Consider the following 15,365-nt stretch of genomic DNA (forward strand, 5'->3'; position numbering starts at 1 on the left):
TTTCGGCATTTAGCGTAATGTCGAAGTTCAGATAACTCTGAATTTTTATGGATTTCGTTCAGCTACCTCTGAGTTTTTCTAATAGGACAAACACAGGACTAAATTTCGGTAAAACATCTTTGGGTGTCATTTGTGTCGTAATTCAATGCAGCAAGCGCACGACTTAGTTCTAACTTCCGAACTCCTTTTACATGTTAGGTTTCATCAAGAACCATCGCTATTTGTGGATCATTTTGGCGGGATGGTTACAGTGAAGTTCATTCAATTTAAGAAAATCACACATCGCTTCAAGTGTAGTAGTCGCGATCTGATCTGATAGTCACCCAGTTTGAAGTACGGAATTGTCAGATCAAATCGAAACTAATACAGTTGAGTTCATAGGTATCCGAAGGTGCGTAATTTTCGATAGAGTGACCGTTCGCTAATACCGAGTTTCTCCGCTAACTGCGAACGAGTTCCACGATGAGCTTGTAATTGCATCCGGAATGCTTCTTCCTCAATTTGAAGTAATGATCGCCCTTGGCTGCGTTCCAAAAACGGAAGACTATTTGTGCCATCACTTTTTTTTGTACTTGCAAGAGTTCCAGTCCTCAGGATAGAGCCGAGTGCTTGCTCTATGTGTTCTTTCTCAATCACTGTTCCATCGCATAGTAGTGTTGAACGTTCCAGAACATTGCGTAGTTCTCGGACATTGCCTGGAAACGTATGATCTTGAAGTGCGTCCAGGGCTTCTTTCGATATGGTTAAATTTCGCTTAGGGGCAAGCTTGGAGAGAAGCGAGTGTGAGATTAATGGAATGTCATCTAAGCGCTCACGCAAAGAGGGTAGGTGAATCGGAAAAGTGCTCAGTCGGAAATAGAGATCCTCACGAAAACTCTTTTCTTTAACCATTGCCTGTAAATCTCGGTGAGTAGCCGAAATAATACGCACATCTGAACGCCTTAACTGGGTACTGCCAACACGTCGATATGTTCCGTTTTCAAGCAAGCGCAGCAGTTTGACTTGCATGGGCAAAGGTATATCGCCCACTTCATCCAGAAATAACGTGCCGCCACTCGCTGCTTCCACTAAGCCTGCTTTGCTGGAACTTGCTCCTGTAAAGGCGCCTCGTTCATGGCCAAAAAGTTCACTTTCGAACAGAGTATCCGTCAGGCTGGCACACTCCACCACAACCAGCGGCGAGTGCGCGCGCGAACTTGATTCGTGAACTGCGTACGCGACCAACTCTTTTCCTGTACCCGATTCTCCTAATAACAGCACATTTGCCTCCGATGGCCCGACACGGGCAACCAGTTCTAACATTCGCCTAAAAGCAGGCGCACGACCAATCAGTTTTTGTGCCTCTGGTTGCCCCTTGGCCATAGGCAATGGCTCCATCTTCTCAACAAAATAAGCTTGTTCCCCTTTTTCATTGAGCAGCGGTATCAGTTCGATATTGATGTATTCCTCACACTTAGGTGTATGGTGTAAATGCAAAATCCGTTCTCTTTGCCCAGATTTACTTGCCAGCGCTAATGGGCAACTCTCTCCCGACTGGTCACAAGGGGCATTAAAGTGATGTGATACTTCATAGCATGTCCTGCCGATAACGGAGCCTTGTGGACTGAATTGGCGTCGATATGCGGCGTTGGCGGCAAGAATCCGGTATTGGCGATCAAACAGGATGTGGGGCTCGGTCAGCCCTTCAAGATAAGAGCTTAACTCTGGCAATGGGCTGGACATGATATCTCTGTAAGTAAAGGTGATGAGTCACTGCCATTATGACATACGCTGCTATAATGGCAGTAATTGAGTGTCATTGTGGCAGTATTCATTTTGCGACTATTACTTAACATACTGATTTTAATAGTATTTATTCATATTCTTGATATGGCACAGAATCTGCAAAGTAAGGTAACCATGATATCTAGTGAACGACGCCTTCTTTTACATTTAGCGATCGCCATAGCGGTCAAGCTTGTATTGCTGATTGGCTTATGGTTTGTTTTTGTCCGAGATAATCGTGTTGTTGTAGATAGTGAAAAAATAGCCCAAAAATTAAGCGGGACAGCACCTTCACAAGGAGTACCAAAGTGATTTCAGAGCAATTAGTTGATTTATCCCGGTTGCAATTCGCTGCAACCGCTTTATACCATTTTCTATTCGTACCACTCACCATTGGCATGGTGTGGCTACTGCTGATAATGGAGAGCGTCTATGTCATGACGGGAAATATTATCTGGAAAGATATGACTCGATTTTGGGGCAAATTATTTGGGATTAACTTTGCTCTTGGCGTAACAACAGGCATTACCCTGGAATTTCAATTTGGTACCAATTGGGCTTATTACTCTCACTACGTAGGCGATATCTTTGGCGCACCGCTTGCCATCGAAGGCTTAATGGCATTTTTTCTGGAGTCGACCTTTATTGGTTTATTTTTCTTTGGATGGGATCGCTTGAGTAAACCTAAGCATTTGCTGGTGACTGCACTTATGGCAATTGGCACCAATCTCTCTGCTCTTTGGATATTGATTGCAAATGGATGGATGCAAAATCCTGTCGGTGCCGAATTCAACTATCAAACTATGCGAATGGAAATGGTCGATTTTTGGGCGATTGTTTTCAATCCCGATGCTCAGGCAAAATTTGTCCATACGGTCTCAGCTGGATATGTTACCGGAGCTATGTTTGTCCTGTCGATTTCCAGCTGGTATCTATTGAAAGGCCGGGATATTGAATTTGCCAAGCGAAGTTTTCGCGTTGCGGCAGCTTTCGGTTTAGCTTCAGTTCTCAGCGTCATTGTTTTGGGTGATGAGTCCGGCTATACCGTTGGTGAAGCGCAAAAAACGAAGATGGCGGCGATTGAAGCAATGTGGGAAACCAAACCAGCTCCCGCTGGGCTGACGCTGGTCGCCAAGATTAATGAAAAAGAAGCAAAGAATGATTGGGAAATTGAGATCCCGTGGGTAATGGGATTGATAGGCACCCGTTCAATCAGTAAAGAGATTCCGGGTATTCACGAAATTAAGGCCAAGAATCGCGAAAGAATTATTCAAGGTATCGTCGCAGTAAATGCCCTCGATGCGCTACGAAAAAACAGACAGGATGCAGTCGCGCTTCAGGTTTTCGATCAACATAAACTGGATCTGGGCTTTGGGTTGCTGCTAAAAAAATACGTCGTGGATGTGAACCAGGCGACACCGGAAATTATAGAAAAAGCGGTCAACGATACCGTACCTAAAGTGACTCCCATGTTCTGGGGATTCAGAATTATGGTCGGGTTAGGTTTCGCAATGCTTTTATTGTTTTTAATCGCATTCTGGAGCACATTAAAAACGAAAGCTCAACATAACCCTATATTGCTGAAGACGGCCTTATTCATGCTTCCAGCCCCCTGGATTGCATGTGAATTGGGTTGGTTTGTTGCAGAGTATGGTCGGCAACCTTGGACCATCTATGGCGTACTGCCAACGCACATGAGTGTTTCAACACTGAGTGTCAACAGCTTATACGGCTCTCTCGCTGGCTTCATCGGCTTTTACACAGTGCTGCTCATTATTGAAATGTATCTGATGGTGAAGTTTGCCCGGCAAGGCCCCGGCAGTCTTGGTGTTGGTCGCTACGATCACGAAGCACACCACACATCAGCGCACGCTTAAAAGGAGATTATTGTGTTGGATTATCCTACTCTTAAAATTATCTGGTGGTTGTTGGTTGGAGTGCTATTGATCGGTTTCGCGATCATGGATGGGCACGATATGGGCGTTGGTACTCTGTTGCCATTTGTCGGGAAAAATGACATTGAGCGAAGGGTTGTCATCAATACTGTCGGGCCGCACTGGGATGGAAATCAGGTGTGGTTTATTACAGGTGGCGGTGCAATTTTTGCCGCATGGCCATTAGTCTATGCAACCGCTTTCAGTGGTTTTTATTGGGCGATGCTGGTGGTGTTGTGGGCACTATTTTTCAGGCCTGTCGGTTTTGACTACCGCAGTAAAATTCACAACCTAACCTGGCGTAAGACGTGGGATTGGGGACTGTTTGTGGGTGGTGCAGTTCCACCAGTGATTTTTGGTGTTGCGTTCGGCAACTTATTGCAAGGCGTTCCATTTCAATTTAATAATTATTTAATTTCAACGTACACGGGTAGTTTTTGGCAACTACTCAACCCTTTCGCGTTATTAGCCGGGGTAGTGAGTAGCGCGATGATCACGATGCACGGTGGCACTTACCTTGCTCATAGAACAGAAGGCGTCATTCAAACACGAGCAATCAGGGGTGCAAGTATCGCTGCACTGATTTTGGTCATCACTTTCGTTGCAGCAGGATTTTGGTTGCAACATATTGACGGCTTCCATATTACTTCTGCTGTCAATCCTGCATCACTTCCTGATCCGCTTAATAAAACGGTCATTCGTGAAGCTGGAGCGTGGATGTTGAATTATCAACGTCAGCCACTTCTCTGGATACTCCCGGCATTGGGCATTGCTTGTCCTATGGTCGTAGTCGCATTAATGAAAATGCGTTACACCTTATCTGCTTTTGTTGTGTCATCGTTGTCACTGATCGGTGTCATTGGAACTGCTGGTGCCTCAATGTTTCCATTCATTATGCCTTCTTCAACAATGCCTTCGGCAAGTCTGACCATCTGGGATAGTGCCTCCAGCCATTTGTCTCTTGGGATTATGTTTTGGGCGACATTGATTTTTATGCCGTTAATTGTGCTGTACACGTCATGGGCCTATCGCGTCATGCGAGGCAAGGTGACCACGACACAAATTGAAGCAAATGAACATTCTGCGTATTAACAGGGATTAACGAGGTAAGACACTCGTCAGCGATGGTCAGACATTCATCGTGTTTAATGAAACTACGAAGGAAATCATATGTGGTATTTCGCTTGGGTATTAGGAGTTGGTTTTGCGGTATTGCTTGCAATCCTCAACGCAATGTGGGGTGAAAATGAAGAGGCGAGAAGTAATACTGCTGCAGATCGGATAAGTAAATGACTCCCGATTTGCGACCATCTGAACAGTCTTTTAGAACTCATTGGCTGAGTTTGTTCGTCGGACTATTCATCATGCTCACTGGCACGTTTTACCCCCCGTTACTCACAAACCGTAGCGGGGAAGTCGACCACACACTACTCATGCTGTTTTTTTGGTCAATGAGTGCGGGCTTCGTTAATGGGGTGGGGTTTATTCCTCGATTTCCCATTTTCAAAATGCTGTTTTCCGGATGGGCGTGTTTGGGGGCTCTGGCGGCAGGTGTTTTAATAAAATTTTCTAATTGAAAATCATGTATTTTCGCATGCTCTTCAATGAGACGGGGCGCACTACAAGTTACCTGCTTGCGGACATTCCATCCGGGGAGGCAGTCGTTATTGACCCGAGAAGTGCAGATATCCCTGTATTTAATGCGATTCTCAATGAGCACCGCTTGCGATTGAAATGGGTATTACGTACCCATGAACACGATCTTCTGATACCAGGAGAATCCGAGGCGTTAGATGCCTTGAACGCACCGCGCATACAACATCAGATACCTGAATATATGGGTGGGCGGATACTACTAGGAAATGAACATCTGCAGATCATAGCAACGCCGGGGCATACAGAAAATTGTCTGAGCTTTCTTTGGCAGGATCGTTTTTTTTGTGGAGATTTACTTAACGTGGATGCTTGCCCTTATCAGCCACGTCCCGCTTTGCCGGAAGCACTCTGGGATAGCGTGACACGTAAGGTATTCACTTTGCCAGTTGAAACACTTTTGTTCAGTAGTCACGCCTATCAGGCTAGGTCAGTCAGTAATGTTCTTGAGCAAAGACGTTGGCATCCTTGGTTTGCGGATGCAAGTCGTGACGATTTCCTATCTCGCCTGCTGCCTCCCAGTACATCTCTGTAATTCATTGATTCGTTAAACAAAGGCACGCTGGTGTGGCGGACACAAAACTATAACGTCGTTCTTCCATCGATGCGTATATTCCATTGGTTAAAGCGCGCGTTTGAACTCCTTTACCTGAGAAAATATAAATGAATACAGGCACAACCTTAACGCCATATGATTTATTAGGCGGCGAAGTCGCAATAAGAAAACTTGTCAAACGTTTCTACGAACTAATGGATGAGTTACCCGAAGCTTACAAAGTACGCAGCATCCATCCCGAAAGTCTGAAAGGCAGCGAGCAAAGTTTATTTGAATTTCTATCTGGCTGGTTCGGGGGGCCGCCTCTTTATATAGAGAAAAACGGTCACCCCCGCTTACGTATGCGACATGCTGCTTATTCGGTAGGACAAGTTGAACGTGACGAATGGATGTTGTGTATGGCACAAGCGTTAACAGAGCAAGTGGAAGATAAATCATTGCGGGATAGTTTGATCAACACGTTTGCACAAATGGCCGATCATTTGATTAATGCTTAATCTGTAACCCTCCCGTAAAATCAAGCCACGCATAAGCAGAGTTCTTGCGGCAAATTGAGATGCCGAAGGAGAATAGCAATGCGCAAGAGCAGATTGACAGAAATACAGATCATCGGAATATTGAAAGCCGTCGAATGCCTGCTTGCGGGTCTTCTGGTTCATTCCTGCCATCAGATCTGGTTGTGCATTGAGCTTTCCGTGATGGCAATGAGCGTAATTAATTGAATTGTACGTCTCCACAGAAAGAGGCAGCCATATCACTTGCCAGTATGTTTGATAGTCCTTATCCTTTGTCTCCTGGATAATAAATAAGGCAACACCAGCATGTCTCAAACACTCACCCCAAAACTCACTCTGCAACAACTAGAATCCTACTTATGGACCGCGGCCGACATCTTGCGCGGCAATATGGATGCCTCTGAGTACAAAGACTATATCTTCGGCATGATGTTCTTAAAGCGTCTGTCTGATAGCTTTGAAGAAGAACAAGAGCGCGTGATTGCGCATTACATTGGCATTGGCAAAACACAAGCGCAGGCGGAAGCCTTGGCGCAAGATGAAGACGAATACCACGATACTTTCTTCGTGCCAGAGAAAGCGCGTTGGAATGTCTTGAAAGATCTCAAGCACGATATCGGTGCCGAGCTGAATAAAGCCACCGAAGCCATTGAGGAACACAACACAAGTTTAGAAGGCGTGTTGGTGTCGATTGACTTCAACATCAAAAACAAGCTCTCCGACAAAAAGCTCGCCGACTTGCTTTCGCACTTTTCTAAACATCGTCTGCGCAACCAAGATTTTGAATCGAGTGATTTGCTCGGCACCGCTTACGAATACCTGATCAAAATGTTTGCCGACTCTGCCGGTAAAAAAGGTGGTGAGTTCTATACGCCGAGTGAAGTCGTGAAGTTGCTGGTGGCTTTGTTACAGCCCCATGCAGGTATGCGTATCTACGACCCCACCGTGGGTTCGGGCGGTATGTTGGTGCAAACGCGTAACTACCTCGTAGAGCATGGTGAGAACCCCGCCAACTTGTCCTTATTCGGGCAAGAGATGAATCTGAACACCTGGGCGATCTGTAAGATGAATATGTTCTTGCATGGCGTCTTCAATGCCGATATTCGCAAAGGCGACACCATACGCGAACCGCAACACGTGCAGAACGGCGAACTCATGCGCTTTGACCGCGTCATCGCCAATCCCCCATTCAGCCTTGCCGCTTGGGGTAAAGACAGTGCTGATAACGACGGCTATGGCCGTTTCCCTTACGGCACGCCACCGAAAGATTCAGGTGATCTGGCGTTTGTGCAGCACATGATTGCTTCGCTCAATAACGAAGGCATAGCCGGTGTGGTGATGCCGCACGGCGTCTTGTTCCGTGGGTCTAGCGAAAAAGAAATCCGTAAAGGCATACTCAAGGATGATTTGCTCGAAGCTGTAATCGGCTTACCCGCAGCCCTGTTTTACGGCACAGGCATTCCCGCCAGTATTCTCATCATTAACAAAAACAAGCCTGCACAACGCCAAGGCAAAGTGCTGTTCATCAACGCTGAACTCGACTACCAAGAAGGCAAGAACCAAAACAGCCTGCGTGAAGAAGACATCGCCAAAATCGTCGCGACTTTTAACAACTATGCCGATGTTAAACGCTATGCCAAAGTGGTTAGCCTAGAAGAGATCGCCGAAAACGATTACAACCTGAATATCCGCCGCTATGCCGACACTTCACCACCACCAGAAATCTACGATGTGCGCGCCTTACTGCACGGCGGTGTGCCCGTGCGTGAAGTGATGGACGATTACATTCAAGAAGAAATCTTACAAGGCTTTGATGTCAGCGCGGTGTTGGTACAAAGGGATGCAGATTATTTCGATTGGTCCCCAACGATAGAAAGCAAAGAAGCTCTGCGCCAGTTGCTGCCAGCCGACAAGCCAACGGTGATCGCGCAGTTTGAACGATGGTGGGATAAGTATCGTGTGTCTTTGCATGAACTCGATGCGCAAGTGGCACAAGCAGAAGCGGCGATGAAGGCTTACTTGGTGGAGTTGGGGTATGAGTAGAAGTTTGCCAGACGGCTGGTTGCAGGAAAGTCTTGAGTATTTCGCCGAAATTAACCCGCGACTCACTAACCGCAATCTTTTAGAGAATGAAACGGAAGTTTCTTTCTTCAAGATGGAAGATGTATCAAACCAAGCGAAAATCATAAATAGAAACATCAGGCGATACGGTGAAGTGTCCAAAGGTTTCACATGCTTTCAGAACGAAGATGTCTTAGTTGCGAAAATTACGCCATGTTTTGAAAATGGTAAAGGGGCTTATGTCGATCGACTTGTGAATGGCGTAGGTTTTGGTAGCACGGAATTCCATGTCCTACGTGCTAAGAAGAATGCACATCCTCGGTTTATCTATCATTTTACGAATTATCAAACATTCAGAATGCAAGGTGAATCGAATATGACCGGGTCTGCGGGACAGCGCAGAGTGCCAACAGATTTTTTTAGAACATACCACGGTATTTTTCCACCAGCCGAAGAACAACAAAAAATCGCCTCCATCCTCACGGCTGTTGACGAGGTGATAGCGTCCACAACAGCGCAAATCAACAAACTCAAAGACCTGAAAACCGGCATGATGCAGGAGCTATTAACCAAGGGCATCGGTCACACAGAATTCAAAGACAGCCCAGTGGGGCGGATTCCGAAGGCTTGGACGTTCAAGGCTGTTGGTGATATTTGTAAAGTTACGTCAGGTGGAACTCCAGATCGAACGAACTTAGAGTTTTGGAACGGCAATATTCCTTGGATTAAAACGGGTGAAATAAATTACACGACAATATATTCGGCTGAGGAATACATAACCGAACTCGGGCTTAAGAACTCCTCGACAAAATTAATTCCAGCGGGTTCTGTACTTATGGCTATGTATGGGCAAGGAATTACGAGAGGGAAGGTAGCATTGCTGGGGATTGATGCATGCCTGAACCAAGCATGTCTTGCGATGCTCCCGAATAACGAATTAGATAAATATTTTCTGTTTTATTTCTTTTCAAAGGAATACGAAAACCTTCGATTGTTAGTGCAAGAGGGTACGCAAAAAAATCTTAATGCCGGGATCGTAAAGGAAATTTTGCTTCCATTACCACCGATGGATGAGCAAGTGGAAATACGAAAAAGGCTGCAAGCTGTCGATATAAATATTGAGTCGAAACAAAGAAAATTAGAGATCGTGGTAGATCTGAAAAAGGCTCTTATGCAAGACCTGCTAACCGGAAATGTTCGAGTGCCGTAAGTGCAATTGGGCATCACCAGTCGCACAGTGTTTCGTCCGGTTGATGATCGTAACTTGTAATAAAATTCTTTTATTATTCAATGATTTAAATTACTATTTAGTCATAAGTGGTGATCGGGGTTTGTGATGATTGTTGAAGAGAAAATGCTGCGTTCGATAGCGCGTCGTAAAGACGACGTGTTTATCCGTAATGAATTTGCTGCGCTCGGCAGCGAGGCACAGGTAAGTCGTGCCTTGCGTAGTCTCGTGAGCCGTGGCGTTATTGTGAAGTTAGGTGTGGGGGTGTATGCCAAGGCAAAGAAAAGTGTGCTGTCCGGTGCGCCGATTCCTGTGCAGCCGGTGGCAGTATTGGCACCCATTGCTCTGCGCAAATTGGGCGTCAAAACTTTTTCTAGTCAATTAACCCAAGCCTATAACACGGGCAGCAGCACCCAGCTACCCGCCGGCAACGTGATTAACATTGGCAATCGTCGTATCAATCGAAAACTTGGATTTGGAAAACAGACTATTGCCTATGAGAGCAATCACAAACGAGCAAGTTGAACTGATTGACGCGGTACTCGCAGAAAAAGAAGTGGGTGGATTAACGCCTGCTATTCTCGAAAAAGACATCCATGTCACCGATGTGTTGAGGGTGTTAAGCGGCATTGGTCATGGTAATTTTAAATTGGTGTTTTGTGGCGGTACAAGTTTAGCTAAAGCACATGGCATGATTGCCAGAATGTCGGAAGATATTGACATTAAGCTGGTGCTTGCAGATGTACCTGGTTTGACGCGCAGCGCGATCAATAAGCAGCTAAAAGATTTAAAAAAACGACTGATCGCGGCGATGGCCAAGTTTGGTTTTGTGGCGGATGAGGCTGAGTTTAAAACTTTCAATGAGAACCGCTATTTTAGAACGGCATGGTTTTATCAGCGTCGCTACAGTGGCGATGTCAGTTTGCGTCCACATTTGATTCTGGAGTTCACGTTACGTCAGCCTTGCTTTCCTTTGCAAATTGATGAGATTGGTTACCTGGTTAATCAATTGGCTGAATTGGATGGGGAGACTATTTCCTTCCCTTGTATCTCCGTCGAAGAAACCCTGGCAGAAAAAATACTTTCGTTTTTACGTCGGTTTGCATTGCACCGTAGCGGCAACATGCTTGAACCCTGGGATGCTGCTTTAGTGCGGCATATTTACGATGTGTATTGCGTCATGCAAAAAGATCCTGCCGCTCTTGAACGAGCAACGACGCATTTCAAAGAGTTACTTAATTTTGATGTACAAGAATTCACTAAGCATGCTGCATTCATAGAAGACCCTGCAGCGTGTTTAACGCAGACATTGCACCAAGTCGAAACGGATAAGCAAACTCAAATTGAATATGAAACGAGATTGCTGCCGCTGATCTATGGCGAAATCAGGCCAAGTTTTGAAGAGGCATTTGTGGTTTTCAAACGTTGCGCACTTCACTTAATTGAAATTTTATAATCGCACAAAAGCGTATTCGAATTGTACGATGCTTCCAAACTAAGTGCGCCGCTTCTAAAAACTGAATATGACCAACGACGAATACGACAAAGTAGAACTCCCCGCGCTCAATCAACTGCAGGCTTTAGGTTGGAACTACCAACATGGCTTGCAACTCGCGCCGCAGAATTTCGCTGAAAACGGCGAACGTGAGTATTTCCGTGAGGTCGTCCTAGAAAAACGGTTACAAGCCGCATTGCGACGTATCAATCCATGGATCAGCGAAGAAAACCTGCGCAAGGTGATGCGCGAGATGACGCACCCGTCATTTCCTACCTTGATGGAAGCCAACCTCAACCTGTGGAAAATGCTGGTGCATTACCAATCGGTAGAGCAAGACCTTGGGCATGGTCGTCGTGGGCAGACGGTGAAGATCATAGATTTCGAAAATATCGAGAACAATGAGTTTTTGTGCGTGAATCAGTTCAAAATTGAAGGGCCGAATCAGTCGATTATTCCGGACATTATTTTGTTCGTGAATGGTTTGCCCTTGGCGGTGATCGAAGCAAAGTCACCTTATGTGACCGATCCGATGGCGAAAGGCATCGACCAGTTGCGCCGCTATGCCAATCGACGCGCTCCGCATGAAAACGAAGGTGCAGAGAAGCTGTTTTGGTATAACCAGATGATGGTGAGCATGCACCGTGATCAGGCGCGAGTGGGGACGATTAGTTCTAAGTACGAGCATTATTTGGAATGGAAGGATGCTTATCCGCTGGATGAGGTTGGAGTGGCAAAGTTAGTTGCTGCGCAAGGTGAGGGATGCGTAACGACGCTGGATTCCCACCTTCGCGGGAATGACGGCGGTGCTAATGGCTTGCTAGGTGTTAATGATTCTTCCGTTCCTTATGACGCGATTCTTAATACGCCAGTCGTCGCCAACTCTCAAGAAATCCTCTTGGCTGGTTTGTTTGACCGCGCTAATTTCTTGGACATTATCCGTAGCTTCACTTTGTTTGAAACCATTGATGGCCGCATGGTGAAGAAGATTGCGCGTTATCAGCAGTTCCGTGCGGTGCATAAGACGATTGCACGTTTAAAGAATGGCGCAAACAAGCGCGACAAAGGTGGCGTGATTTGGCATACGCAGGGTTCGGGCAAATCCCTGACCATGGTGATGCTGGCGATGAAGATGCGCCGTGACCCGCAATTGCGTGATTACAAGCTGGTGTTTATCACCGACCGCACCCAGCTTGATCAACAGCTCACCGCGCAATTTGAACGAGCGCAGGGTGAAACGGTGTATCACGCTAATTCGGTTGCGCATCTGAAGGAACTATTGGCACGTGATAGCTCCGACTTAGTCACAGCGATGGTGCAGAAATTTCAAGAGAATGAATACGCTAACTTCCCTGTGTTGAACACTTCGGAAAAGATTATTGTCTTAGCCGATGAAGCGCACCGCACGCAATATGGTTCTCTGGGTGTGGCGATCAATGCCGGCTTACCCAATGCGCCGAAGATTGCCTTTACGGGTACGCCACTCATTACCTCTGAAAAAACTACCCATGCCTTCGGTAGTTACATCGATACCTACACGATAGAGCAAGCGGTAGCCGATGGCGCGACGTGCCAGATTTTGTACGAAGGGCGAGAAGCGAAAACCAAAGTCACAGGTGATTCACTCGACAAACTGTTTGATGAATACTTCGCCGACCGCAGCGCCGAAGATAAAGCCGCGATCAAGAAAAAATTTGGCACTGAACAAGCCGTTCTGGAGGCACCACAGCGCATTCGCTGGATATGTATCGATATTCTCAAGCACTATCGCGAGAAAATTCAGCCAGATGGCTTTAAAGCGATGATCGTCACCTCTTCACGCAGAGCGGCGGTCATCTATAAGCAGACGCTGGATGAGCTAGAAGGACCAGAATCTGCTGTGATTATTTCAGGCAGCCATAACGACGAGGCCTTCTACACGCCGTACACCGACCCTGTGCAGCAGAAACTGCAGATTGATAACTTCAAGAAACCGATTAGTGAGAGCCCGCTTTCGATCATCGTGGTCAAAGACATGCTGTTGACGGGTTTTGATGCACCCATCTGCCAAGTGATGTACCTTGACCGCAAGTTGCGTGAACACACCTTGCTGCAAGCAATTGCGCGGGTGAACCGCACCGCCAATGGTAAAGACAAAGGCTATATCGTTGACTACTTCGGTTTGAGCGATTATTTGACTGAAGCCTTGGAGATGTTTTCGAAAGAAGACGTGGCAGGCGCTTTGCAAGACCTGCGCGAAGAAATTCCCAAGCTCAAGGCTGCGCATACGCGCGTGGTTCGTCACTTCAAGGGTAAAGAGTTGAGTGATATCGACGCGTGTGTATTGGTGCTAAAGAACGAAGAAGTACGCCAGCAGTTTGAAATTGATTTCAAGAAGTTTGCGAAGCAGCTCAACATCGTGATGCCAGACGTCGGTGCGAATCCCTTCTTGCACGACATGACGTTGTTGGGCAAGATTAACCAAGGCGCACGTAATCTGTACCGTGACCCACAACTTGACTTGACGGGCGTAGGCGCCAAGGTGCGTAGCCTGATCGAGGAACATATCCGCGCCACAGGCGTTGATCCCAAGATCCCTCCGATTGACCTGCTAGCGGTTGATTACAAGAAGAAACTGCAAGAACACAAGTCTGACGAATCCAAAGCGTCGGAGATAGAAAGCGCGATTAAGCATTACATCGACATTAATCTGGAGCAGGACGAAGAATACTTTAAATCTTTAAGCGCAAGACTTGATGAAATTTTGCGGAAGAAGTCTGAGCATTGGGACGAGCTAGTGCAACTGCTTTTGGACTTCCGCGACAACATTGAAAGCAATCGCCAGCAAGCCGCGACTGATTTGGGGTTGGATGAAACCGAGTTTGCCTTTCGCAATATCTTGGTGGCAGAGGTCGCTCGAATCCAAGGCGATGAAGCCTTGAGCGAAGCCAAGCACGATGAAATCATTGCGATCACCAAAGAGCTGGTGAAGATGTTAGATGAAGCAACGAACATCGTTGACTTTTTTAACAAGCAAGATGAAATCAAACGCGTACAGCGAGAAATTAAACGCACCTTAGTTGCCTCTAACTTTGATGATCCGGCAATCATTAACCAAGTCAAAGACCGCTTCATGGACTTGGCAAAAGTGAAGTTCCGCTAATGGCAAGTAGCGAATACATCTCAGGCAATGGCTACGTGGCAGAAGTCATTCGCACAGCCAGAATCAAATCTGCACGCCTGCAAGTAGAAGATGGCGTGGTATCTATCGCTGTGCCAAAAGCATTGGAAGCCGAGCGCATAGAGCAACTGCTCAAAGATAAGCATCGCTGGATTAAAGAAAAACTCTACTTGCACCAACAACAGCAACCCGCACCCAAGCGCGAAATGCTGAGTGGTGAAGCTTTCCCGTATTTAGGTCGAAATTACCGGCTCAAGATCACGACTGGCAAATTACAACCAGTCAAGCTGCTGCAGGGCAGGCTACAGGTTGTCGTTCCCAAGGCCATGCGCCACGACCATATCATCCGCGACATGCTAACGCACTGGTATCGCTTACAAGCAGAGACGCGCTTCAAAGAGAAGGTCAAACGCTATGCCAGCATTGTGGGTGTCGAGCCGACGGATGTCAGCGTAAAAACCTTCAAATCACGCTGGGGCAGCTGCAATATCAAAGGCGAGATCCAATTTCACTGGAAAGTCATCATGGCGCCGCACCGTATCATTGATTATGTAGTGGTGCATGAGCTATGTCACCTCAAACACCACGATCATTCTCCCGCGTTTTGGAAATCGGTTGAGAAGATAGTGCCGGACTATTTGGAATGCAAGGCTTGGTTGAAGGAGTTTGGGGTTGGGTTTGAGATATAACTGATCCGAACTCGGGTGGCTAATTGCATATTCAGGGCGCCTGCAGGTGCCTTTAATTCAGCGGCAATTTGTTAGTGTGTGCTGCAATTGCCGATTTTGATAGTCTGGATCGATAAATTCCGGGTAACTTGCCACGTTGTCGAATGTCACTTCAATATCAACGCGTAAATGAGGGCGAGACTGCAGCGACTCAACTCATTCATCGCCCTCCCTGGCTGCCCGCCGTTTTGATAGGTGTATTGTTCAAACATGTATTGCGTTCCTATGCGCATGTGAGGAGAAGAATCGGCAACCAGGAGAGATGACGAGA

Annotated in this window: 14 protein-coding genes; 13 read left to right on the plus strand and 1 reads right to left on the minus strand. The window is 46.6% G+C overall.

What is annotated here, in order from left to right:
- Positions 1-375: 375 nt before the first annotated feature.
- Positions 376-1,722 (minus strand): sigma-54 interaction domain-containing protein, encoded by a 1,347-nt coding sequence (locus tag ACOTSW_RS15405; protein WP_423679962.1) that lies wholly within the window; start codon positions 1,720-1,722, stop codon positions 376-378.
- Positions 1,723-1,800: 78 nt separating this feature from the next.
- On the opposite strand from ACOTSW_RS15405, the gene cydP reads away from it, so the two are divergent.
- The 13 genes from cydP to ACOTSW_RS15470 all read left to right on the plus strand — a co-directional run bounded on the left by cydP (position 1,801) and on the right by ACOTSW_RS15470 (position 15,055).
- Positions 1,801-2,076, plus strand: a complete 276-nt coding sequence (cydP, locus tag ACOTSW_RS15410; protein WP_423679963.1) for a cytochrome oxidase putative small subunit CydP — start codon at positions 1,801-1,803, stop codon at positions 2,074-2,076.
- Complete coding sequence (locus tag ACOTSW_RS15415) at positions 2,073-3,641, plus strand: cytochrome ubiquinol oxidase subunit I (protein ID WP_423679964.1); 1,569 nt, start codon at positions 2,073-2,075, stop codon at positions 3,639-3,641. The genes cydP and ACOTSW_RS15415 overlap by 4 nt, the downstream gene beginning before the upstream one ends.
- Positions 3,642-3,653: 12 nt before the next feature.
- Positions 3,654-4,790, plus strand: coding sequence for a cytochrome d ubiquinol oxidase subunit II (gene cydB / locus ACOTSW_RS15420; protein ID WP_423679965.1), 1,137 nt, complete (start codon positions 3,654-3,656; stop codon positions 4,788-4,790).
- Between the two features lie 78 nt (positions 4,791-4,868).
- On the plus strand, positions 4,869-4,991 hold the full coding sequence (gene cydX, locus ACOTSW_RS15425; protein WP_423679966.1) for a cytochrome bd-I oxidase subunit CydX: 123 nt from the start codon (positions 4,869-4,871) through the stop codon (positions 4,989-4,991).
- Positions 4,988-5,275 carry a cyd operon YbgE family protein gene (locus tag ACOTSW_RS15430; protein ID WP_423679967.1) on the plus strand — a complete coding sequence of 96 codons (288 nt, stop codon included), beginning with the start codon at positions 4,988-4,990 and terminating at the stop codon, positions 5,273-5,275. Before cydX ends, ACOTSW_RS15430 begins: the two co-directional genes overlap by 4 nt.
- Before the next feature lie 5 nt (positions 5,276-5,280).
- Positions 5,281-5,886 carry a hypothetical protein gene (locus ACOTSW_RS15435; RefSeq protein ID WP_423679968.1) on the plus strand — a complete coding sequence of 202 codons (606 nt, stop codon included), beginning with the start codon at positions 5,281-5,283 and terminating at the stop codon, positions 5,884-5,886.
- 128 nt (positions 5,887-6,014) lie between these two features.
- On the plus strand, positions 6,015-6,404 hold the full coding sequence (locus ACOTSW_RS15440; protein ID WP_423679969.1) for a group II truncated hemoglobin: 390 nt from the start codon (positions 6,015-6,017) through the stop codon (positions 6,402-6,404).
- A gap of 324 nt (positions 6,405-6,728) precedes the next feature.
- On the plus strand, positions 6,729-8,465 hold the full coding sequence (locus tag ACOTSW_RS15445; RefSeq protein WP_423679970.1) for a type I restriction-modification system subunit M: 1,737 nt from the start codon (positions 6,729-6,731) through the stop codon (positions 8,463-8,465).
- Positions 8,458-9,693, plus strand: coding sequence for a restriction endonuclease subunit S (locus ACOTSW_RS15450; protein WP_423679971.1), 1,236 nt, complete (start codon positions 8,458-8,460; stop codon positions 9,691-9,693). Before ACOTSW_RS15445 ends, ACOTSW_RS15450 begins: the two co-directional genes overlap by 8 nt.
- Positions 9,694-9,819: 126 nt before the next feature.
- Complete coding sequence (locus ACOTSW_RS15455; RefSeq protein WP_423679972.1) at positions 9,820-10,236, plus strand: DUF6088 family protein; 417 nt, start codon at positions 9,820-9,822, stop codon at positions 10,234-10,236.
- On the plus strand, positions 10,208-11,167 hold the full coding sequence (locus tag ACOTSW_RS15460) for a nucleotidyl transferase AbiEii/AbiGii toxin family protein (protein ID WP_423679973.1): 960 nt from the start codon (positions 10,208-10,210) through the stop codon (positions 11,165-11,167). The genes ACOTSW_RS15455 and ACOTSW_RS15460 overlap by 29 nt, the downstream gene beginning before the upstream one ends.
- A 67-nt stretch (positions 11,168-11,234) precedes the next feature.
- Complete coding sequence (locus ACOTSW_RS15465; protein ID WP_423679974.1) at positions 11,235-14,348, plus strand: type I restriction endonuclease subunit R; 3,114 nt, start codon at positions 11,235-11,237, stop codon at positions 14,346-14,348.
- Positions 14,348-15,055: a M48 family metallopeptidase gene (locus ACOTSW_RS15470; RefSeq protein ID WP_423679975.1), complete on the plus strand. Its 708-nt coding sequence runs from the start codon at positions 14,348-14,350 to the stop codon at positions 15,053-15,055. The genes ACOTSW_RS15465 and ACOTSW_RS15470 overlap by 1 nt, the downstream gene beginning before the upstream one ends.
- Positions 15,056-15,365 lie beyond the last annotated feature (310 nt).

Source organism: Undibacterium sp. WLHG33, from assembly GCF_049544815.1.
Lineage (GTDB): Bacteria > Pseudomonadota > Gammaproteobacteria > Burkholderiales > Burkholderiaceae_D > Undibacterium.